The 19,307-nt window shown below is 70.9% G+C and carries 21 protein-coding genes; 12 read left to right on the forward strand and 9 right to left on the reverse strand.

Going from position 1 to position 19,307, the window contains the following annotated elements; translation table 11 throughout:
* Nucleotides 1-377 precede the first annotated feature (377 nt).
* From AQI95_RS41230 to AQI95_RS41240, 3 genes are all read right to left on the reverse strand, one after another.
* On the reverse strand, nt 378-686 hold the full coding sequence (locus AQI95_RS41230; protein WP_244189053.1) for a hypothetical protein: 309 nt from the start codon (nt 684-686) through the stop codon (nt 378-380).
* Between the two features lie 159 nt (nt 687-845).
* Nucleotides 846-1,190, reverse strand: coding sequence for a PH domain-containing protein (locus AQI95_RS41235; protein ID WP_067136238.1), 345 nt, complete (start codon nt 1,188-1,190; stop codon nt 846-848).
* Between the two features lie 132 nt (nt 1,191-1,322).
* The gene (locus AQI95_RS41240) at nt 1,323-1,871 is read right to left on the reverse strand and encodes a hypothetical protein (protein ID WP_067136240.1); all 549 of its coding nucleotides are present in this window, start codon (nt 1,869-1,871) and stop codon (nt 1,323-1,325) included.
* A gap of 598 nt (nt 1,872-2,469) precedes the next feature.
* On the opposite strand from AQI95_RS41240, the gene AQI95_RS41245 reads away from it, so the two are divergent.
* Complete coding sequence (locus AQI95_RS41245; protein ID WP_067136242.1) at nt 2,470-3,111, forward strand: thymidine kinase; 642 nt, start codon at nt 2,470-2,472, stop codon at nt 3,109-3,111.
* A gap of 59 nt (nt 3,112-3,170) precedes the next feature.
* Here the strand turns inward: AQI95_RS41245 and AQI95_RS41250 are convergent, their stop codons facing one another.
* Nucleotides 3,171-3,962 carry a VOC family protein gene (locus AQI95_RS41250; protein WP_067136244.1) on the reverse strand — a complete coding sequence of 264 codons (792 nt, stop codon included), beginning with the start codon at nt 3,960-3,962 and terminating at the stop codon, nt 3,171-3,173.
* A 318-nt stretch (nt 3,963-4,280) separates the two neighbouring features.
* On the opposite strand from AQI95_RS41250, the gene AQI95_RS41255 reads away from it, so the two are divergent.
* Nucleotides 4,281-5,132, forward strand: coding sequence for a sulfurtransferase (locus tag AQI95_RS41255; RefSeq protein ID WP_067136246.1), 852 nt, complete (start codon nt 4,281-4,283; stop codon nt 5,130-5,132).
* Nucleotides 5,133-5,191: 59 nt separating this feature from the next.
* On the opposite strand, the gene sepH is transcribed toward AQI95_RS41255, so the two are convergent.
* Nucleotides 5,192-6,232 carry a septation protein SepH gene (gene sepH, locus AQI95_RS41260; protein ID WP_067136250.1) on the reverse strand — a complete coding sequence of 347 codons (1,041 nt, stop codon included), beginning with the start codon at nt 6,230-6,232 and terminating at the stop codon, nt 5,192-5,194.
* A 482-nt stretch (nt 6,233-6,714) separates the two neighbouring features.
* Between sepH and AQI95_RS49545 the strand changes: the two genes are divergently transcribed.
* On the forward strand, nt 6,715-7,440 hold the full coding sequence (locus AQI95_RS49545; RefSeq protein ID WP_079071912.1) for a hypothetical protein: 726 nt from the start codon (nt 6,715-6,717) through the stop codon (nt 7,438-7,440).
* On the opposite strand, the gene AQI95_RS41270 is transcribed toward AQI95_RS49545, so the two are convergent.
* Complete coding sequence (locus tag AQI95_RS41270) at nt 7,364-8,683, reverse strand: D-arabinono-1,4-lactone oxidase (protein WP_067136254.1); 1,320 nt, start codon at nt 8,681-8,683, stop codon at nt 7,364-7,366. The two genes, AQI95_RS49545 and AQI95_RS41270, sit on opposite strands and share 77 nt — an antisense overlap.
* Nucleotides 8,643-9,881: an MFS transporter gene (locus tag AQI95_RS41275; protein WP_067136256.1), complete on the reverse strand. Its 1,239-nt coding sequence runs from the start codon at nt 9,879-9,881 to the stop codon at nt 8,643-8,645. The genes AQI95_RS41270 and AQI95_RS41275 overlap by 41 nt, the downstream gene beginning before the upstream one ends.
* Before the next feature lie 172 nt (nt 9,882-10,053).
* Between AQI95_RS41275 and AQI95_RS41280 the strand changes: the two genes are divergently transcribed.
* Both AQI95_RS41280 and AQI95_RS41285 read left to right on the forward strand, forming a co-directional pair.
* Entirely contained in the window at nt 10,054-11,181 is a 1,128-nt protein-coding gene (locus tag AQI95_RS41280; RefSeq protein WP_067136258.1) for a ferrochelatase, read from the forward strand.
* 8 nt (nt 11,182-11,189) lie between these two features.
* Complete coding sequence (locus AQI95_RS41285; protein WP_067136260.1) at nt 11,190-12,005, forward strand: inositol monophosphatase family protein; 816 nt, start codon at nt 11,190-11,192, stop codon at nt 12,003-12,005.
* Between the two features lie 127 nt (nt 12,006-12,132).
* Here the strand turns inward: AQI95_RS41285 and AQI95_RS48180 are convergent, their stop codons facing one another.
* Complete coding sequence (locus tag AQI95_RS48180) at nt 12,133-12,306, reverse strand: hypothetical protein (protein ID WP_167361996.1); 174 nt, start codon at nt 12,304-12,306, stop codon at nt 12,133-12,135.
* A 414-nt stretch (nt 12,307-12,720) separates the two neighbouring features.
* Between AQI95_RS48180 and AQI95_RS41290 the strand changes: the two genes are divergently transcribed.
* From AQI95_RS41290 to AQI95_RS41305, 4 genes are all read left to right on the forward strand, one after another.
* Nucleotides 12,721-13,374, forward strand: a complete 654-nt coding sequence (locus AQI95_RS41290; protein WP_023546086.1) for a response regulator transcription factor — start codon at nt 12,721-12,723, stop codon at nt 13,372-13,374.
* Nucleotides 13,375-13,380: 6 nt separating this feature from the next.
* Complete coding sequence (locus AQI95_RS41295; protein WP_067136262.1) at nt 13,381-14,628, forward strand: sensor histidine kinase; 1,248 nt, start codon at nt 13,381-13,383, stop codon at nt 14,626-14,628.
* A gap of 413 nt (nt 14,629-15,041) precedes the next feature.
* On the forward strand, nt 15,042-15,338 hold the full coding sequence (locus AQI95_RS41300; protein ID WP_005481602.1) for a DUF4193 domain-containing protein: 297 nt from the start codon (nt 15,042-15,044) through the stop codon (nt 15,336-15,338).
* A 13-nt stretch (nt 15,339-15,351) separates the two neighbouring features.
* Complete coding sequence (locus AQI95_RS41305; protein WP_208614393.1) at nt 15,352-16,275, forward strand: hypothetical protein; 924 nt, start codon at nt 15,352-15,354, stop codon at nt 16,273-16,275.
* Between the two features lie 261 nt (nt 16,276-16,536).
* Here the strand turns inward: AQI95_RS41305 and AQI95_RS41310 are convergent, their stop codons facing one another.
* Nucleotides 16,537-17,001 carry a DUF3093 domain-containing protein gene (locus tag AQI95_RS41310; RefSeq protein ID WP_067136266.1) on the reverse strand — a complete coding sequence of 155 codons (465 nt, stop codon included), beginning with the start codon at nt 16,999-17,001 and terminating at the stop codon, nt 16,537-16,539.
* Nucleotides 17,002-17,114: 113 nt separating this feature from the next.
* Here AQI95_RS41310 and AQI95_RS41315 point away from each other — a divergent pair, with 113 nt between their 5' ends.
* From AQI95_RS41315 to AQI95_RS41325, 3 genes are read left to right on the forward strand one after another with little or no spacing between them, the layout of a single operon-like run.
* Nucleotides 17,115-17,699 carry a PaaI family thioesterase gene (locus AQI95_RS41315; RefSeq protein WP_067136268.1) on the forward strand — a complete coding sequence of 195 codons (585 nt, stop codon included), beginning with the start codon at nt 17,115-17,117 and terminating at the stop codon, nt 17,697-17,699.
* The gene (dut, locus tag AQI95_RS41320; protein ID WP_067136270.1) at nt 17,696-18,247 is read left to right on the forward strand and encodes a dUTP diphosphatase; all 552 of its coding nucleotides are present in this window, start codon (nt 17,696-17,698) and stop codon (nt 18,245-18,247) included. Before AQI95_RS41315 ends, dut begins: the two co-directional genes overlap by 4 nt.
* Nucleotide 18,248: 1 nt before the next feature.
* On the forward strand, nt 18,249-19,016 hold the full coding sequence (locus AQI95_RS41325) for a DUF3710 domain-containing protein (protein WP_067136272.1): 768 nt from the start codon (nt 18,249-18,251) through the stop codon (nt 19,014-19,016).
* Nucleotides 19,017-19,307: the final 291 nt, after the last annotated feature.

The following is a 19,307-nucleotide window of genomic DNA, read 5'->3' on the forward strand; positions in this document are numbered from 1 at the left end:
TAGCGTGCCGTAGGACGCCGGGCCGGGTGACTCGTGAACCGTCTGCCGCTCTTCGGGGCTGGCTCTCCCGGGGTATGCCGCCGGTCCGGTGTCCGTCCGCGGTCTGACTCGACAGAGTCGTGTCCCGGCCGGTTGGTTCCGGAAGTCGCCCGCGACGAAAGGGCGATAAGAGCCAACTCATCCTGATTTGCGGTAGCGCTCTGGAGGTCCACAAGGGGACTTACCGAACATAACTTCCTCCAGGGTGGCGGAGAGCCAGCGGTCGAAGCCTGCCACCGGGGCCGTCCGCTTGAATTCCGCAGGAACAAGCCCGCCGGCAGGAAGAGTAGATCAGGACCGAGTTCAAGGAACCGGCTCTATCGCCCACTGAGTGGACGTTAAGTCCGCTTCTGGTAGCGGCCTCGTCCGCGTTGGGTGAGGAAGCCTTGTCGGGCGAGGCGTCCGAGGCGGCTGCGGGTGACGTTGACCGTCGCCTCGTCGGTGGGCATGCCGAGGAGTTCGTGCAGTTCGCGGGCTTGGAATGCCTGGCCGGGGTGCTGGTTGAAGGCGTTCACGATGGCCTGGTAGGCGGCGTTCGTCTCGGGCGGATCGGGCTCGGTCCCGGGCGGGATGCGTTCGGCGATGATCTTCCGAGTGGTGGCCAGGTCTGCGAGTCGTGCTTCGGTCTCGGCCAGGGGGGCAGTCAAGTGGTCGATCTGGTCGCGTAGTTCACCGGCCCGGGCCCCTTTCGACGCACCGAACCACGTGGCCTTCCCCTGGTGGGCCGCGGACTCGACCCGGTTCCTCCCCCAGGGGACCTTTGCCCTCGATCTCGACAGCGACGCCCGCCACGTCCAGGAGGAGATCTACAAGGGCCGCGACGGCGTGGCCACCGTCTGGATCCGGGACAGCGGCACCACACGCCACCGCTGCCACAGCCACCCGGAGCTCGCGTACACCGCCTTGTTGGTGGTCTCCCAGCGGTGGACGCGGTAGCGCCAAGCAAACATCACCAGCATGTAGGCGAGCCCGGGGATCAACGTGATCGCCAGACACCAGCCGAACCAGGTCCTGGCGGGCGGGATGAACAGGTAGAGCACCGCGAACACGATCGGCAGCGGCAGCGCGAAGATCGACGACTGCGTGGTCCACATGGCGAGGGCGCGGCGCTCGACGCGGTTCCGAGGCGGACGGAGCCTCACATCATCCATTGCGTTCCACTGCTTCCACTTGAGCTCCTACTAGGTTCCCTTTCGATGTCGGGCTGGTCCGCCCCGGTCCGGCTGGGGCCCCGGGGGTCATCCCCCCCCCGGGGGGGGGATCCGACGTGTAGCGCTGGGCAGTTAGGAGATGCGAACGGCCTCGGTCTGCGGGACGGCAGCGTTGCCCTGGGCCAGCAGCTTGCGGCGCCGGGTCAGCAGCACCGCGGTACGGGCCAGCACCATCGCCAGCGACATGAAGACGAAGGCGTTCGCGTAGACGTCCTGCCCGCTGAGCTTGTAGTCAATGCTGAACTTGATGATTCCCTGGCTGAACCAGTGCTCGGTCCCGTAGGCGAACACCACACGCGAGCTGGACAGCACGATCCACAGCAGAGCGTATCCGATGCCCCCCCTGGTGTAGATCTGGCCACTGGCCGAATCTCGTTCAGCGGGCAGCAGGACCCCCGCGATCAGGCCGCAGATGGCACCCACGCCGATGCCGAAGAGTTGCAGCGAGATGTCGTTGCCGCCGGTCGGCAGCGAGTGCACGAACAGTGCGATGACGATGGCGACCGCGATCAGTGACCGCGCCGTCCGCATGTTGGTGACGCGGCGACGACCGAGGTCGGTCGCCAGGATGATGATGAGGATCGTCGCGCTGGCGATGAGCGCGGTCAGAAACGGGCTCATGTGACTACTGGCCTTCCCTGGTCTGGCGCTTCTCCCTGCGCCACTGCACTCCACGCTATGGCCGGACCCGGTCCTCCGAGACGACTGAACGGTTGGACCCGCTGTCCACCGACCGGTGGACAAGCGGACACCCAAGGGTCGTAAGACGGACCAGGCCCCCGAGGCGAGCAACCGCTGGTTCGGCCTGTGGGACGGTACTTCGCCATCAGTTACGCCGTCACCACCGTGCTGCTGTTCACCACCCACGGCGACAGACGCGCCGAGCCCTGGCCATCGGCGCGTTGACGCTGGCGGTCCCGTGGTACGCGGCGCTGGGCCGCGGTCTGATGCTGGGCAACACCGTCCACCGGACCGTCAGCCAGCGCAACGTCGTTTCGGGGTGGGCCTGTTCGCATGGTAATCGCCGAGCATCTTCCAGGCCTTCATGAGGGCGGAGGCGTGCTCGACGCGGACGCTCACCTGCTTGTGGCTCGGGCGCGTAGCTCACCGGCACTCCGACGGGCATGGAGAGAGCCGCCGAGGCCTGTGCCGCGGCGGTATCGAGAAGCTCGTGCAGCCTTTGCCGAGGACGGTTTCAGACAACCAAGGACGCGCAGAGTTGAGCCCGGACGCAGTTGGTGGATACCCAAGCAAAAGGACGCTGGCTCTGCAGATCGAGCACAACCGCTCCGCCCGCGGCCTCGCCGGGATGATCTTCACCCGGAACGACCGCGCGGGCGAGGGCAAGTTGTCCTCCCGGCTCGGCCTGGTCACCGATGCGGTGGAGGTCGCGGACGATCAGGACCTGTACGCCTATCTCGTGGACCACCTCTCCAAGGGCCGCCGCGCCGACTACGTGATCGCGGACGAGGCGCAGTTCCTCGCGCCCGGGCAGATCGACCAGCTCGCGCGCGTGGTGGACGATCTCGGCCTGGACGTGTACGCCTTCGGGATCACCACCGACTTCCGCTCCAAGCTCTTCCCCGGCTCGCAGCGCCTCGTGGAGCTGGCCGATCGCATCGAGGTGCTCCAGGTGGAGGCGCTGTGCTGGTGCGGCGCCCGCGCCACGCACAACGCCCGTACGATCGGCGGCCAGATGGTGGTCGAGGGCGCCCAGGTGGTCGTCGGCGACGTCAACCAGGCGGCGGGCGAGGTCGGCTACGAGGTGCTGTGCCGCCGCCACCACCGGCGCCGGATGACCGCCGCGTCGGCCCGCGCGGCGGCCCTCTCCCCGGACGTCCTGCCGGTCTCGTCCGGCTGAGCCCGCCTTCGGAGCCCGCTCGGGGCCTCGTCGGCTCCGTGCGGGTTCCGGGTCACCGATCAGTGCGGGTTCTGGATCACCGAGAACTCCGCGCCCTCCGGGTCCGCCACCGTCGCCACCCGGCCGTGCGGGCTGTCCTGTGGCTGCCTGACGACCCGGCCGCCGAGGTCCGCGACCTGCCGCACCGTCGCATCGGCGTCGGCGACCTCGAAATACGTCTTCCAGTGCGGTCCGCGATCGCGCGGCAGGGCATGGCCCACGCCGTGCAGCCCGGCCACCGGATGCCCGGCGAGGTGCAGGGTCACATAGTCGAAGTCGGCGGACACCACCGGCTCCCGTTCGTATCCGAACACCGTCGCGTAGAACTTCGAGACGCTCTCGGTCTCGAAGGTCACCAACTCGTTCCACGCCGGAGTCCCGGGTACGCCGGTGATCGCGGCACCGAGGTGCGTGGCGCCCTGCCAGATGCCGAACACCGCCCCGGAGGGGTCCGCGGCGATGGCCATCCGCCCGGCCTCCGCGGCGTCCAGCGGGCCGACCGCCACCGTGCCGCCGCACAGCCGTACCGCCTCGGCTGTTCGATCCACGTCGTCCGAGGCCAGGTAGGGCGTCCAGGCGATCGGCAGCCGGCGGTCCGGCGGCAGCTGGCCCATGCCCGCCACCTCGTGTCCGTCCAGCAGTGCCCGCACATACGGGCCGAGCTGCTGCGGGCCCGGCCGGAACTCCCAGCCGAACAGCTCACCGTAGAACTCCTCGGTGGCGGCCAGCCCGTGCGCCATCAGGCTCACCCAGCAGGGCGTGCCGGGCGCGCGCCGCGCGTGCGGCCCGGCCGGCTCCCGTGCCTCGGTCATCGATCACTCTCTCCCCGGCCCCTCGCGGTGGCCGTGTCGCTTCCGCTCCCCGAAGGGGTGTCCACGCCGGCGGCGGGTACGCCCGTGCCGGTCCCCGCATCCTCCACGGCGCCGCGTGCGATGCCGCGCCGCCGCCCGGCTGTACCTCCGGGAGGATGCCCGATCTGCCGCCTTTCGCCACTTCCTGGCGATGGCCGGTGGGTGTCCGTCGTCTGTACAGCACGTGCTCGATCCCATACGCCTCGTGATCGAGCCTGCCCGGCCGAGCAGAGTAGTCGCACCTGGACGCCGCGGCCACCCCTGGCGTATGCATACGCCATGAACGCCATCATCACCGCAACCGATCTCGCACATGAGCTGACCGGCGACCGCCCGCCGGTGCTGCTGGACGTCCGCTGGCAGCTGAGCGTGGCCAAGGCGGCGGGCGCCCCGGCCTTCGACGGGCGGGCCGAGTACGCGGCCGGGCACATCCCCGGCGCGGTCTACGCCGACCTGGACCGGGAACTGGCCGGCGCGCCCGGGGAACGCGGCCGGCATCCGCTGCCGGACCTCGCGGAGTTCGGTGCCGCGATGCGCCGGGCGGGTGTGTCGGCCGGCCGCCCGGTCGTCGTGTACGACGGCGGCCAGGGCTGGGCGGCCGCGCGTGCCTGGTGGCTGCTGAGCCGGACGGGTCACCCGGATGTGCGGGTCCTCGACGGCGGCCTGCCGTCCTGGCGGGGCGAGCTGTCCACACGGGTGCCGGACCCGGCCGAGGGCGACTTCCGTCCGGCGTCGGCCGCCGCGGGGCTGCTGGACGCGGACGGGGCAGCGGCTCTGGCCCGTGCGGGCGTGTTGCTGGACGCGCGCGCGGGGGAGCGGTATCGCGGTGAGGTGGAGCCGGTCGACCGGGTCGGCGGGCACATTCCGGGCGCGGTGTCGGCGCCGACGACGGAGAACGTGGCCACCGACGGCCGCTTCCTGCCCGCGGCGGAGCTGGCGGACCGCTTCAAGGCCCTGGGGGTGTCCGGGGACACCGAGGTGGGCGTGTACTGCGGTTCGGGCGTCTCCGGCGCCCATGAGGTCCTCGCGCTCGCCGTGGCCGGCATCCCGGCGGCCCTGTACGTCGGTTCCTGGTCCGAGTGGTCCTCGGATCCGTCCCGGCCGGTGGCGGTGGGGGCGGACCCGCAGTAACGCCAGCGGGACATGGGGGCACACGCGTGTGCCCCCATGTCCCTTTCCCGTACGGCCGGTTACTCCTGCTTCTTGCGGCGGGTGCCGAACACGATCTCGTCCCAGCTCGGCACGGCGGCGCGCCGACCGGGGCGGACGCCGTCGGCCTCGGCCTGGCGGTCGGTCGCGCCGATGAGCCGGTCGCGGTGGCTGCCCACCGAGCGGGGCATGAGGACGTCCGCGTAGGCCGAACCGGCCGAGGCGGCAGGGGCCGGCGGTTCCTCGGCAGCCGGTTCCTCGGCGGGCTCCTCCGGCGTCTCCGCGGGGCGCTCCGGAACGACCAGGTCGCCCCGGAAGCTCGGCACGGCCTCCAGCAGGCTGGTCAGCGAGTCGCGTTCGCTCGTGCTCTCCTCGGCGGGCTCGGACGGCTGCGCCGGCAGGCTCGGCCGTTCCCGCTCGCTCCGGTCGAGCGCCCGGTCCATCGAACGCTCGCGCGGGAGGCGGGCGATGCGCGGGACGAACGGGAAACTCGGCTCGGGCACGGCGAGGTCGTCGGACTCGCCGATGAGCGAGCGAGCCTCGTCGTCCACGGCCTGGACGAGCCGCCGGGGCGGGTCGTACGTCCAGCTCGCCGAGTGCGGTTCGCCCGCGACCCGGTAGACGAGGAGGACCTCCCAGGTGCCGTCGTCGCGGCGCCAGGAGTCCCACTGCACGGAGTCCTTCTCGACGCCGCGCACCAGCAGGCGCTCCTGGACGGTCTCGCCGAGCAGCGGACCGGAGTTCTCGCCGGGGCGGCGCACCGGGGTCTTGCGGGCGCGTTCGGCCATGAAGGCGCGCTCGGCCAGCACGGGGCCCTCGAAGCGTCGTACCCGGTCGACGGGGATGCCGGCGAGCTGGGCGACCTCTTCCGCGGTGGCACCGGCGCGTATACGCGCCTGGATGTCACGCGGGCGGAGATGGCTCTCGACCTCGATCTCGATCTGGCCGAGGCGCGGCCGGTCGCCGCGCACGGCGGCGCGCAGGCGCTCGTCGATCGGAAGTGTGTACTCCGTTGCGTCGGCAGCCTTCAGCACCAGCCGTGTGCCGTCATTCGAGACGGCCACGACACGCAGTTCGGGCATGGGGACCTCCCGGGTGGTGCCTGCCGACGTCACGTGCGTCGCTGCTTCCGCTAGTCGAGTGTGGCCTGCCCGGGTGCAGCCTGCCACAACCTTGCCGAGTTGCCCGGCGTGTCGGGCGCGGGCCCTGGATCGCCGTTATGGCACGGTTACCTGTTCGCAACGCAAAGTGACCAATTCCGTCACCCTGTGCAACCGGCCCCCCCTCCCGGCGGTCCTGCAAGGCCGCGGACACCCTGGTGGGAGACCGGACCCAGGGCTCGCAACAGTACTCCATTTGGACCATGTGCGTGGATGGGCGCGCCGCCCAACTTCTCGCAAGGGCTACGACTTGGCCCGTGCCAACCGGTTCCGCGGATCACGAACGTGGCGAAGTTCACGCAATCCCCAGAAACGGAACTAATGGTTTCGACCGTACGTCCCTATCTCGTGCAGTCGGTTGCCCATTGTCGATCAAGTGCGGGAAAGGCAGGAAAGTTCCGAGTATGCGTACAACGCCCGATGAGGGTCGCAAGCGGATCGACCTGAGCGTCCCCCAGGTCGCGGGCAGCGCCCTGGCGGCGGTCGTGGCGGCCAAACTCGCCTCGTACTTCGGGGTGTACGGCACGATCCTCGGCGCGGGGATCGTCAGCATCGTCGCCACCTGCGGGGGCAGCCTCTTCCAGCACTTCTTCAAGCGGACCGGGCAGCAGCTGAGGGATGCGACGGTCACGGCCCGTCCCAGGGAGGAGGCGCCACCGGTGCCGGGCGAGTTCGGCGAGGGCACCGTCTACCGCGCGCGTGTCAGGAGCTGGCGGCGGCCGGTGGTCGCGGCCGCCGTCGTGTTCGGGGTGACCATGGCCGGGATCACGACGTACGAGCTGGTGTCCGGCAGCAGCTTCAGCGGCGGCACCGGGACGACGGTCAGCGACGCCGTCTCCCGCCACGGCTCGTCGTCCTCGTCGTCCGATTCGCCGTCCAAGTCCGACGGGAGACCGACGCCTTCGGGCACACCGTCGCGCGGTCACGCGCCCGATGCCGGCGGCGGTACGACCCACGGCGCGTCCCCGACGCCCGGTGGCTCGCCGAGCGAGGAGCCCAGCGGCGGGCCGAGCCCGTCGCCGACCCCCACGCCCAGCACCTCCGCCGCCACGCCTACGCCCCCAGAACCCTCCGCAAGTAGTCGTTCTGGAACAGCCGTTCCGGATCAAGGCGGTCCCTCAGCGCAGTGAACTCGCCGAAACGCGGGTACGCGCGCGTGAAGTACTCGGCGTCCCTCGTGTGCACCTTGCCCCAGTGCGGCCGGCCCTCGTGCGCGGTGAAGATCCGCTCGGCGGCGGTGAAGTAGGCCTGGTACGGCGTGCCCCGGAACATATGGACGGCGATGTAGGCGCTGTCCCGGCCGGAGGCGGTGGACAGGGTGATGTCGTCGGCCGGAGCGGTGCGCACCTCGACGGGGAAGCTGACGCGCAGCCCCGAGCGCTCGACCATGGTCCTCAGCTCGCGCAACGTCTCCACCAGGGCCGCGCGCGGGACGGCGTACTCCATCTCCACGAAGCGCACCCGGCGCGGCGAGGTGAACACCTTGTAGGGGATGTCCGTGTACGTCCGCGCGGACAGGGCCTTGCTGGAGATCCGCGCGATGGCCGGGACGGCCGCGGGGGCAGCGCGGCCGGCCCACTGGGCTACTTGGAAGACGCCGTTGGAGAGGAACTCGTCCTCGAACCAGCCGGCCAGCCGCCCCACGGGCTGCTCGGGACCGGCGCTGCGGTTGTTCCGCTTGGTGTTGGTGTTGCCGGTGTGCGGGAACCAGTAGAACTCGAAGTGCTCGTTCTCCGCCCACAGTTGATCGAACTCGGCCAGGACCCGCTCGAAGGGCATCGGCTCCTCACGCGCGGTGAGCAGGAACAGCGGCTCTACGGCGAAGGTGATCGCGGTGACGATGCCGAGCGCGCCGAGGCCTGTTCGGGCGGCCGCGAAGACGTCGGGGTTCTCCTTCTCGGAGCAGCTGAGCACCGAGCCGTCGGCCGTGACGAGTTCGAGGCCCTTGATCTGGGCGGCGATGGAGGCGGACTCACGGCCCGTGCCATGGGTGCCGGTGCTGGTGGCCCCGGAGACGGTCTGCTCCATGATGTCGCCCATGTTGGCCAGCGACAGGCCCTCGCGCGCCAGCGCCGCATTGAGTCTCTTGAGCGGAGTGCCGGCCTCGACCGTGACGGTCATGGCCTCCCGGTCGACGGTGCGGATGCCGGTCAACAGTTGAGGGCGTATCAACACGCCGTCGGTCGCGGCGATCGACGTGAAGGAATGGCCGGTACCGACCGCCTTCACCTTCAGGCCGTCCTCCCGGGCCCGGCGCACCGCATCGGCCAGTTCCTCCACCGAGGCCGGCGCGACCTGCCGGGCGGGCCGGGCGGAGACGTTCCCGCCCCAGTTACGCCAGGTGCCGTTCTTCCCGCTCGCTGTGCTGCTCAACGGTGCCTCCCCGACCCGCGGCCGGCCTGCGCAGCCGGCGGTACCCGAGGAAACCGACCGCGACCGCGACGGCTCCGGACACGGCCGGAACCCCGTACCCGGCCCGCGCCCCGGCCGCGTCGATGACCGAACCGGCCACGGACGAGCCGAGCGCGACCCCGACCGCGAGGCCGGTGCTCACCCAGGTCATGCCCTCGGTGAGTTTCGCGCGAGGTACGTGCTCTTCGATGAGGGACATCGTCGTGATCATCGTCGGTGCGATGGACAGCCCCGCAACGAACAGCGCCACGGCCAGAAGCGGCAAGTTTCCGACCAGTAGGAGGGGGATCATACTCACGGCCATCGCCGCCACGCCCAGCAGCCAGCGGCGTTCCGGTGCCCCGCTGAACCGCAGGAGCCCGAAGACCACCCCGGCCGCACAGGAGCCGGCCGCGTACACCGCCAGGACGAGGCTCGCGGCGCCCTTGTGGCCGCGCTCGTCGGCGAAGGCGACGGTGACCACGTCCACCGACCCGAAGATCGCGCCGGTCGCCACGAACGTGGCCACCAGCACCTGCAGTCCCGCCGAGCGCAACGCCGTACCGCCGCCGTGGTGCTCGCGCGGATGCGGCGCCGGCTCGGTCGCGCGCTGGGCGGTGAGCCAGAGGACGCCGGCCGCCAGGAAGCAGGCGGCGAGCAGTGGCCCGGCCTCCGGGAACCAGGCCGTGGACAGCCCGATGGAGATGATCGGGCCGAAGATGAAGCAGATCTCGTCGACGACCGACTCGAACGAATAGGCGGTGTGCAGCTTGTCGGTGCCCCGGTACAGCGCCGCCCAGCGGGCCCGGATCATCGCGCCGAGGCTCGGCACCGAGCCGATCCCGGCCGCGCACACGAACAGCACCCAGTCCGGCCACTCCAGATGCGCGGCGAGCAGCAGTCCGGCCGCCGCCGCGAGGGCCACCGAGGTCGCCGGGCGCAGCACCCGGCGCTGTCCGTGCCGGTCGACGAGCCGGGATATCTGCGGTCCGATCGCCGCCGCGGACAGCGCGATGGTGGCCGAAAGCGCTCCCGCGAGCCCGTACCGCCCGGTCAGCTGGGAGATCATCGTGACCACGCCGATGCCCATCATCGACAGCGGCATCCTGCCGAGGAGTCCCGCGGCGGAGAACGCCTTGGTGCCGGGCTCGACGAACAGCGTTCTGTAGGGGCTGGGCACGTGGTCTCCGGAACGGCTCGGTAAGGCGCGAATACGGCCGATACAGCTTACGAGTTAGGGCACCCTAAATGCACCCCGGATGACCGGGGGAAAAACCGGGCTAAACCCACTGGAACCCGACTCGTCACCCCGCTGTTCCCCGGCTGTCAGAGGCGGGTGGCAGGATCGAGACATGCCAGACGCGCTCGATGCCACCCCGTACGACGCCCTGCTCCTGCTCTCCTTCGGCGGCCCCGAAGGCCCGGACGACGTGGTCCCGTTCCTGGAGAACGTCACGCGCGGGCGCGGCATCCCGAAGGAACGCCTGAAGGAAGTCGGGCAGCACTACTTCCTGTTCGGCGGGGTCAGCCCCATCAACGACCAGAACCGCGCCCTGCTGGACGCCCTGCGCAAGGACTTCGCCGAGCACGGCCTGGACCTGCCGGTCTACTGGGGCAACCGCAACTGGGCGCCGTATCTGACGGACACCCTGCGCGAGATGGTCGCCGACGGCCGCCGCCGCGTCCTCGTACTCGCCACCAGCGCCTACGCCTCCTACTCGGGCTGCCGTCAGTACCGCGAGAACCTCGCCGACGCGCTGGCCACGCTCCAGGCCGAGGGCCTCGAACCGCCGCGGATCGACAAGCTGCGGCACTACTTCAACCACCCCGGCTTCGTCGAGCCCATGATCGACGGCGTGCTGCGCTCCCTCGCCGACCTCCCCGAGGACGTCCGCGCAGGCGCCCACATCGCCTTCACCACGCACTCCATCCCGGACTCCGCCGCCGACACCTCCGGCCCCGTCGAGGTCCACGGCGAGGGCGGCGCCTATGTCGAGCAGCATCTGGACGTGGCCCAGCTGATCGCCGACGCCGTCCGCGAGCGCACCGGCATCGACCACCCCTGGCGCCTCGTCTACCAGTCGCGTTCCGGCGCCCCGCACATCCCGTGGCTGGAGCCGGACATCTGCGACCACCTGGAGGAGCTGCACGCCGGCGGCGTCCCCGCCGTCGTCATGGCGCCCATCGGCTTCGTCTCCGACCACATGGAGGTCCTCTACGACCTCGACACCGAGGCCACGGCCAGGGCCGGGGAACTGGGCCTGCCGGTGCGCCGCTCGGCCACGGTCGGCGCCGACCCCCGCTTCGCCGCCGCCGTCCGCGAGCTGATCACCGAGCGCGCCGCCCTGGAACGCGGTCAGGAGGTCACCCCCTGCGCCCTGGGCGCCCTCGGTCCCAGCCGCCACGTCTGCCCCGTCGGCTGCTGCCCGGCCCGCGCCCCGCACCCGGCCGCCGCCGGCGCCGACAGCCCCTACGCATGAGGAGCCCCGTGACCGACGCCCTGCACCGGGAACTGCTGGAGCTGGCCCAGGAGGCCGCCCGCCGCGCCGGAGAGCTGCTGCGGGACGGCCGCCCGGCCGACCTGGCCGTGGCGAAGACCAAGTCCAGCCCGATCGACGTCGTCACCGAGATGGACATCGCGGCCGAGAAGCTGATCACCGACCTGATCTCCGACCGGCGGCCCGACGACGGCTTCCTCGGCGAGGAGGGCGCCTCCAGCGAGGGCACCAGCGGCATCCGCTGGGTGATCGACCCGCTCGACGGAACCGTGAACTACCTCTACGGCCTGCCGACCTGGGCCGTGTCCATCGCGGCCGAGCAGGACGGCGAGACGCTCGCCGGGGTCGTCGCGGCACCGATGCGCGGCGAGATTTACCACGCCGTGCGCGGTGGCGGCGCGTGGGCGACCGGCGCATGGGAGGGCGAGCAGGCGCTCGCCTGCCGCCCCGCGCCCCCGCTGGAGCAGGCGCTGGTCTCCACCGGCTTCAACTACGTGACCGAGGTCCGGGCCCATCAGGCCGAGGTGGCCGGCCGGCTGGTACCGCTGCTGCGGGACATCCGGCGCAGCGGGTCGGCCGCGGTCGACCTGTGCGACGTGGCCTGCGGCCGGCTCGACGGGTACTACGAGCGGGGGCTGAACGCCTGGGACTTCGCCGCGGGTGACCTGATCGCCCGGGAAGCGGGCGCGCTGGTCGGCGGGCGGCCGGGGGAGCGGCCGTCGCGGGAGCTGACCGTCGCCGGGTCGCCGGGCGTCTTCGAGCCGCTGCAGGGGCTGCTGGAGGACTTCGGGGCCTGGCACGACTGACCTCGCCCGAGGCCGGTTCGCCGCAGGCGGAGATGAACCGCCGGTGGAGAAATCGTGCAGGTCGGAAACGGACGGGACCCCCGGCGCTGGATTCGCCGGGGGTCCCGCCGTTGGGCTCTCGGGCCGATCAGACGCGGTACGCGCCGACCTCCACACCGTGTTCGGCGGCGAGGCGTCGCAGGTCGTCGAGCTCTGCCTGCTCCACCTCGACGAGGAAGTCGTCACCCTCGTCACGAGCCCGCGACAGGTCGGACTCGGTCGCCTTTATGCGCTGCAGAAGTCCTGCGGTGAAAGCGTCCATGCTGCGCCCCCTCGTCCAGGGTCGTGGGTCGGTGGCACGGGGGTGTGCCGTTGGGAAAGGGGCGATCACGTCTCTCACAGGTGCCCAGCGCTGCCCTGCCGGGCGGCGACGGTGCCGGACACCCGCGCCCGCTCTGCCGAAACGGACGGCGATGTACCGCATGGTGCTGCGGCACATGCAGAGCGTGATCGCGGGGTGTAAAGCCGTCCTCCCCCCGCTCCCTTGCCCGGAAACCTCAACCGGAGGAGAAAATCTCGTATTCCTGCCCCGAAGCGCGGATCCGTGCGGCCCGCAACCCGCCTTACAGCCGACTTACGACCGAAAAGGGCAGGATGGAGGTCACACCCCACAAACACTCCTGCTCGCACGCGCCCACGCTGCGCCGTGCGGGTGGACAGAGGAAGGACCTGCGACGTGCGCGTACTCGTCGTCGAGGACGAGCAACTGCTCGCCGATGCGGTGGCCACCGGACTGCGCCGGGAGGCCATGGCCGTCGACGTCGTGTACGACGGTGCGGCCGCCCTGGAGCGCATCGGCGTCAACGACTACGACGTGGTCGTCCTCGACCGCGACCTCCCCCTCGTGCACGGCGACGACGTCTGCCGCAAGATCGTCGAGCTGGGCATGCCCACACGCGTGCTCATGCTCACGGCCTCCGGCGACGTCAGCGACCGGGTCGAGGGCCTGGAGATCGGCGCCGACGACTATCTGCCCAAGCCCTTCGCCTTCAGCGAGCTGATCGCCCGCGTGCGCGCCCTCGGCCGCCGTACGAGCGTGCCCCTGCCGCCGGTCCTGGAGCGCGCCGGGATCAAGCTCGACCCCAACCGTCGCGAGGTCTTCCGCGAGGGCAAGGAGATCCAGCTGGCGCCCAAGGAGTTCGCGGTGCTGGAGGTGCTCATGCGCAGCGAGGGCGCGGTCGTCTCGGCCGAGCAGCTGCTGGAGAAGGCCTGGGACGAGAACACCGACCCGTTCACCAACGTCGTGCGCGTCACGGTGATGACCCTGCGCCGCAAGCTCGGCGAGCCGCCGGTGATCGTCACCGTCCCCGGCTCCGGCTACCGGATCTGATCCGCCATGGCCGCCACACCCGCGCCCGCCCAGGCGCCGCCGAGGCCCACCTGGGACCCCAGGAGGCCGCAGCCCCCCTTCCCGTGGCTGCGCCCCACCATCCGCATAAGGCTCACGCTGCTGTACGGCGGCATGTTCCTGATCGCCGGCATCCTGCTGCTGTCGATCATCTACCTGCTCGCCGCACAGGCCATCAGCACCGGCAACCAGCCGCTGTTCAAGATCGTCAGTGGTACGTCGATCCGGGTCTCCAGCGACAACTGCCCCGCGATCAACACCACCAGCCTGCCGCTGTCGGACTTCAACGACGCGATCGCCCACTGCGTGGACGGGCAGCGCCAGACGGCCCTGGACGACCTGCTCAGCCGCTCGCTGCTGGCCCTGCTGGGCCTCGCCGTGATCGCCTTCGCGTTCGGCTACGCGATGGCCGGCCGGGTGCTGTCCCCGCTCGGCCGGATCACCCGCACCGCCCGCCAGGTGGCCGGTTCCGACCTGTCCCGCCGGATCGAGCTGGACGGCCCGGACGACGAGCTGAAGGAGCTGGCCGACACCTTCGACGACATGCTGGAGCGGCTGCAGCGGGCGTTCACCGCCCAGCAGCGCTTCGTCGGCAACGCCTCCCACGAACTGCGCACCCCGCTCGCGATCAACCGCACGCTGCTCGAGGTCCACCTTTCGGACCCGAGCGCCCCGGTGGAGCTGCAGCAGCTCGGCAAGACGCTGCTGGCGACCAACGAACGCAGCGAGCAGCTGGTGGAGGGCCTGCTGCTGCTCGCCCGCAGCGACAACCAGATCGTCGAGCGCAAACCGGTCGACCTGGCCGAGGTCGCCACCCAGGCCGTCGACCAGGTGCATGCCGAGGCCGAGGCCAAGGGCGTGAAGATCCGCGGCGAGCGCAAGCCCGCCGTGGTGCAGGGCAATGGCGTGCTGCTGGAGCGGATCGCCCTGAACCTGGTGCAGAACGCGGTGCGGTACAACATCTCCGAGGCCGGATGGGTCGAGGTGAACACCGAGGTCCAGCACGGGCACGCGGTGCTCACGGTCACGAACACCGGGCCGGTGGTGCCGGCGTACGAGATCGACAACCTGTTCGAGCCCTTCAGACGCCTGCGTACAGAGCGCACGGGCAGCGACAAGGGAGTCGGCCTCGGCCTGTCCATCGCCCGGTCCGTGGCCCGCGCGCACGGCGGCCACATCGTGGCGGAGCCTCGCGAGGGTGGCGGCCTGGTGATGCGGGTCACTCTGCCCCTGTGATCCGAAACCGAGCCGCGGTGAGCCGTGTCGACACACGCGAGGGATGTTCGCTTCGCGCGGAATTTTTCAGCCGCCGAATGAGCTTCCAGTTGTGTGATCGATCACATGGACGGATTTTCAGCCATGTACTCTCTGTGATCATGAAACATGGCAGAAAGCCGGGAAAGTCCTGGTTTTCAGGGCACTTGATCACGGGAAGTACACGGTGAGGCGCCTTTGAGGTGCGGCATTCGAACCGTGTACGGTCCTCACCGCCATCCAAGTCGATCACTCTTGAGGGGTCGGGTTGGGTGTCGATTGAGTAACAGACCTTGATGTGAGGCAAAATCTCCGCCTCAGGTCGGGCACAAGTCCGGCCTCTCACGCGTTACGTGCGCTGGAGACACCGCAGACACCCAGAGGGGGAGAGCGATATGGCAACCGATTACGACACTCCACGCAAGACCGACGACGACGTCGACTCGGACAGCCTTGAAGAGCTGAAGGCCCGGCGGAATGACAAGTCCACTTCGGCGGTGGACGTCGACGAGTTCGAGGCCGCTGAGGGCCTCGAACTGCCCGGCGCCGACCTCTCGAACGAGGAGTTGGCCGTCCGGGTGCTGCCGAAGCAGCAGGACGAGTTCACGTGCATGAGCTGCTTCCTGGTGCATCACCGCAGCCAGCTGGCCCGTGAGAAGAACGGTCAGCCGATCTGCCGCGACTGCGACTGAGGTCGGGTCGGCCATGTCTGGCTCGACCCCTCCACGGAAGCGCCGCTTTCCCCTGGGGAAGGCGGACGAAGGGCCGTCCGACGGCTCGTACGGCGCGCGTGACGACGAGCGGGGCTCACCGCAGGCGGTGGCCCCGCTCGGACCGGAGACCGACCGGGCCGACCACCCGGAACCGGTGACGCAGCCCGCGCCCGTCGCTCGGCGACGGGCCGCGGTGGTGCGTGACAAAGCCCGGGACATGGCCCGGGAAGGGGCCCGCAGGGGCGGCAGCCGGGCTCGCGCGGGGGTGTCCTACCTCGCGGACCGGATCATCGACATCGCCCCGCGTGTCCCCGTACGCGACCTCGCGACCCTGCGTCGGCAGTTCCCGGGCCTCGGGCCCGAAGAACTCGCCGACAAGCTCGTGGCGGGCGCGGCGGCCGGCACCTCGACGGTCGGCGCCGGGATCGGTGCGGCGGCGATGCTGCCGGTGCCGCCGGCCATGCCCACCGAGCTGGCCGCGGAGATCACCGGCGTCGCCGCGATCGAGCTGAAACTCGTCGCCGAACTCCACGAGGTCTACGGCGTACGACCGCAGGGGAACCTGAAGATCCGCAGTACCGCGTATCTGTCCTCATGGTCGGGGGAGCGCGGCATCGACGTGCTGAAGCCGTCGACGTACGACGCCGCCCTCGGCGGCCGCATGAAGCGCGAACTGCGTCAGCAGATCATGAAACGCATGGTCCGTGACCTGCCCAATCTCATGCCCTTCATGGTGGGCGCGGCGGTCGGCGCGGTCATGAACCGCCGGGACACCAAGAGGCTCGCCGCCCGTATCCGCGTCGACCTGCGCAAGATGCAGGTTCCCTGGGACGAGCTGGCCGAGCTGCCGCCCCTGGAGAAGCCGGCGGAGCCGCTGAGACTGAGCGAGTTCCCCGAATCCCCCGAGGAGCCCTAGCTAGGGCCTGTCCGGCGGATCTTGCCGGAGACGCGGGGCTTGGCACGCCCACCTGCGGCGTTGTCGTCACTCGCCGACGCTCCCCCACGCTCGACCGCGCTCGCGCGGGGGGACCCCCACCGTCGACTCCCTCCTCCGCCTTGCAGCTGCGCGCACCAAGCCCCACTCACGTGCGCCGACCAGGCACCGCTGCTGTCCTCCGGCCTGATCCGCCGGACAGGCCCTTGACCTCCCCGAGGAGCCTCCAGGGCTCGGGAAGCCTCAGGCGTTCGCCGAGCGCGCCGCCTCGATCGCAGCCGCCAGCTGCTCCGGCTCCCGGGTCGACAGATACAGGTACGGCGTCGGGTCCTGCGGGTCGGTGACCTCGACCTTCAGCGCCCTGGGGATGTAGGCGCGCAGCAGCAGGAACGCGCGAGTGTCCGCCTTGTACGTGCGCCAGGCGCGGGCCTCCTCCGCGTCCAGCACCTCCGACCCGCCCAGCGCCGACACCGGGATCTTCGCCTCGCCCGCGATCAGCGCGTCACCGACGACACGGATGCGCGGGGAGCCGTAGGCACTGGCGACCACCGCCGCCGCGGCCGTACCGCCGACCAGGCCGCCGAGCAGCGGCAGGGTGCCGAAGGGGAGCAGGATCAAGGCGCACGAGACGCCCACCAGAAAGCTGATCAGCCACCACGAGCGGGGGGCGGTGAGGCGTTCTTCGTAGGGGGTGGCGGAGAGCTGCATGAGGCCAAGCTTGGCACGGGATCCGTATTCGGCTGCTACCAGGGGGAGCCGGTGCGAAGCGCTCCCGGGCAGGGCGGTGGAGGGTGACGGGCGGGCGGGTAAGGTCTGCGGCTGTGAGTGGTAGTTCCGCACGTCTTCAGCCTCCCGCCGACGCGGTGAAACCGGTACGGCACCCCGACGCGCCCGCGCCCGGGGAACTCCTCGGTGCCCACTACGAACACTGTTTCGGTTGTGGCCCCGGGCAGTCGCACGGGCTGCACCTGGAGGCGCGGGCAGGCGAGGGTGTCTCGCTGACCGCCGAGTTCACCGTCCAGCCTGCCCACCAGGGCGCCCCGGGCCTCGCGCACGGCGGAGTGCTGGCCACGGCCCTCGACGAGACCCTCGGCTCGCTGAACTGGCTGCTGCGCACCATCGCCGTCACCGGCCGGCTGGAGACCGACTTCGTGCGGCCCGTCCCGGTGGACACCACGCTGTACCTGGAGGCCGAGGTCACCGCCGTCGCCGGGCGCAAGATCTACTCCACCGCCACCGGACGCATCGGCGGCCCCGACGGGCCCGTCGCCGTCCGCGCCGACGCGCTCTTCATCGAGGTCAAGGTCGACCACTTCATCGACCACGGCCGCGACGAGGAGATCCAGGCCGCCATGAACGACCCGGACCAGATCCGGCGCACCCGCGCCTTCGAGGTGAACCCGTGAGCCGTGCCCCCCTGAACGTGCTGCTCCGGCGCATCGACCCGGACGTACCGCTTCCGGCGTACGAGCACCCCGGGGACGCCGGAGCCGATCTGCGCACCACCGAGCCGTGCGAGCTGAAGCCCGGGGAGCGGGCCGTACTGCCCACCGGCGTCTCGATCGCCCTGCCCGAGGGTTACGCGGCGTTCGTGCATCCACGTTCCGGCCTCGCCGCCCGCTGCGGTGTCGCCCTCGTGAATGCCCCGGGGACGGTTGATGCCGGGTACCGTGGGGAGATCAAGGTGATCGTGGTGAATCTCGACCCGCGCGAGAGCGTGCGGTTCGAGCGCTTCGACCGGATTGCCCAACTGGTCGTCCAGCAGGTCGAGAGGGTCCGCTTCCAGGAGGTGGCGGAACTTCCCGGCTCGGCGCGGGCCGAGGGGGGCTTCGGGTCCACCGGTGGCCATGCCGCGGTGGGCGGCGCAAGCGGCACAAGCGGTCAGACCGCCGTGAGCGGTCCGACGGGTGGGAATCGATACGCTTCGGTTGTATCCGACCGGGAAGGACAGTGACGTGTTCGGACGTCGCAAGAAGAAGGGTGCCGCCGAGGACGCGGCCGGCGAGGCCGAGCAGGTCGTCGACAGCGTCGACACCGAGGCGGACGAGGAAGTGGAGGAGGCCGGGCGCGAGCGTGTCCGGCTGGAGCCGGAGCCCCGGCCCGACGGGCCGTGGGACAGCGAAGAGGTGCGCGACCCGAGCGAGGGCCGTGTGGACCTCGGCGGGCTGTTCGTCCCCGGCGTGGACGGCATGGAGCTGCGGGTCGAGGTCGCCGGTGACGCGATCGTCGCCGCGACCGTCGTGCTGCACGACAGCGCCGTCCAGCTGCAGGCCTTCGCCGCGCCCAAGCGCGAGGGCATCTGGGGCGAGGTCCGTGAGGAGATCGGGTCCGGTATCACTCAGCAGGGTGGCATCGTCGACGAGGTCGAGGGCCCGCTCGGGTGGGAGCTGCGCGCCCAGGTGCCGGTGCAGCTGCCGGACGGCACGGGCGGCTTCCAGGTCGTGCGGTTCGTCGGTGTGGACGGCCCGCGCTGGTTCCTGCGCGGTGTGATCTCCGGCCAGGGTGCCGTGCAGCCGCAGGCCGCCGGTCTGCTGGAGCAGATCTTCCGCGACACGGTCGTGGTGCGCGGCGAGGGCCCGATGGCGCCCCGCGACCCGATCGTCCTCAAGCTGCCCAACGACGCCCAGATGGTCCCCGAGGGCATCCAGCAGGAGGAGGGCTCGCGCTTCTCCGGCGGCATGGGCCAGCTGCAGCGCGGACCGGAGATCACCGAGGTGCGCTAGGGGCTGTCCGATGGGTCCGGCCGGGTGTCGGGGCGGTGCCTTCTCGGCGTGCCAGACCCCGCGTGCCCGGCAGGACCCATCGGACAGGCCCTAGTCGCGCCGCCGGGTTCGGCAAGTGATGAGCGGGCCGTGCCTCTGGAGGGCGCGGCCCGTTTCTGCGCCTTCGGGGCGGTGCCCGCTGCCAGCCGGGGGCGGGTCCGTCGTGGCTTGCCGCGCAGTTCCCGCGCCCCTTTCGCGGCGCGGTGGGCTGGTCGCCCTCCAGGGCCGCCCGGGCTCCGGCAGGACCACCCT

Origin of the sequence: Streptomyces yokosukanensis (genome assembly GCF_001514035.1) — a bacterium.
GTDB classification, from domain to species: domain Bacteria; phylum Actinomycetota; class Actinomycetes; order Streptomycetales; family Streptomycetaceae; genus Streptomyces; species Streptomyces yokosukanensis.

Bases quoted from the DNA above. Each gene is read 5' to 3' on its own strand.
- AQI95_RS41280 (WP_067136258.1), top strand. From the start codon at position 10,054: ATGCCAGACGCGCTCGATGCCACCCCGTACGACGCCCTGCTCCTGCTC.
- AQI95_RS41250 (WP_067136244.1), bottom strand. From the start codon at position 3,962: ATGACCGAGGCACGGGAGCCGGCCGGGCCGCACGCGCGGCGCGCGCCC.
- AQI95_RS41235 (WP_067136238.1), bottom strand. From the start codon at position 1,190: ATGGATGATGTGAGGCTCCGTCCGCCTCGGAACCGCGTCGAGCGCCGC.
- AQI95_RS41310 (WP_067136266.1), bottom strand. From the start codon at position 17,001: ATGCAGCTCTCCGCCACCCCCTACGAAGAACGCCTCACCGCCCCCCGC.
- AQI95_RS48180 (WP_167361996.1), bottom strand. From the start codon at position 12,306: ATGGACGCTTTCACCGCAGGACTTCTGCAGCGCATAAAGGCGACCGAG.
- AQI95_RS41255 (WP_067136246.1), top strand. From the start codon at position 4,281: ATGAACGCCATCATCACCGCAACCGATCTCGCACATGAGCTGACCGGC.
- sepH (WP_067136250.1), bottom strand. From the start codon at position 6,232: ATGCCCGAACTGCGTGTCGTGGCCGTCTCGAATGACGGCACACGGCTG.
- AQI95_RS41240 (WP_067136240.1), bottom strand. From the start codon at position 1,871: ATGAGCCCGTTTCTGACCGCGCTCATCGCCAGCGCGACGATCCTCATC.
- AQI95_RS49545 (WP_079071912.1), top strand. From the start codon at position 6,715: ATGCGTACAACGCCCGATGAGGGTCGCAAGCGGATCGACCTGAGCGTC.
- AQI95_RS41300 (WP_005481602.1), top strand. From the start codon at position 15,042: ATGGCAACCGATTACGACACTCCACGCAAGACCGACGACGACGTCGAC.
- AQI95_RS41305 (WP_208614393.1), top strand. From the start codon at position 15,352: ATGTCTGGCTCGACCCCTCCACGGAAGCGCCGCTTTCCCCTGGGGAAG.
- AQI95_RS41295 (WP_067136262.1), top strand. From the start codon at position 13,381: ATGGCCGCCACACCCGCGCCCGCCCAGGCGCCGCCGAGGCCCACCTGG.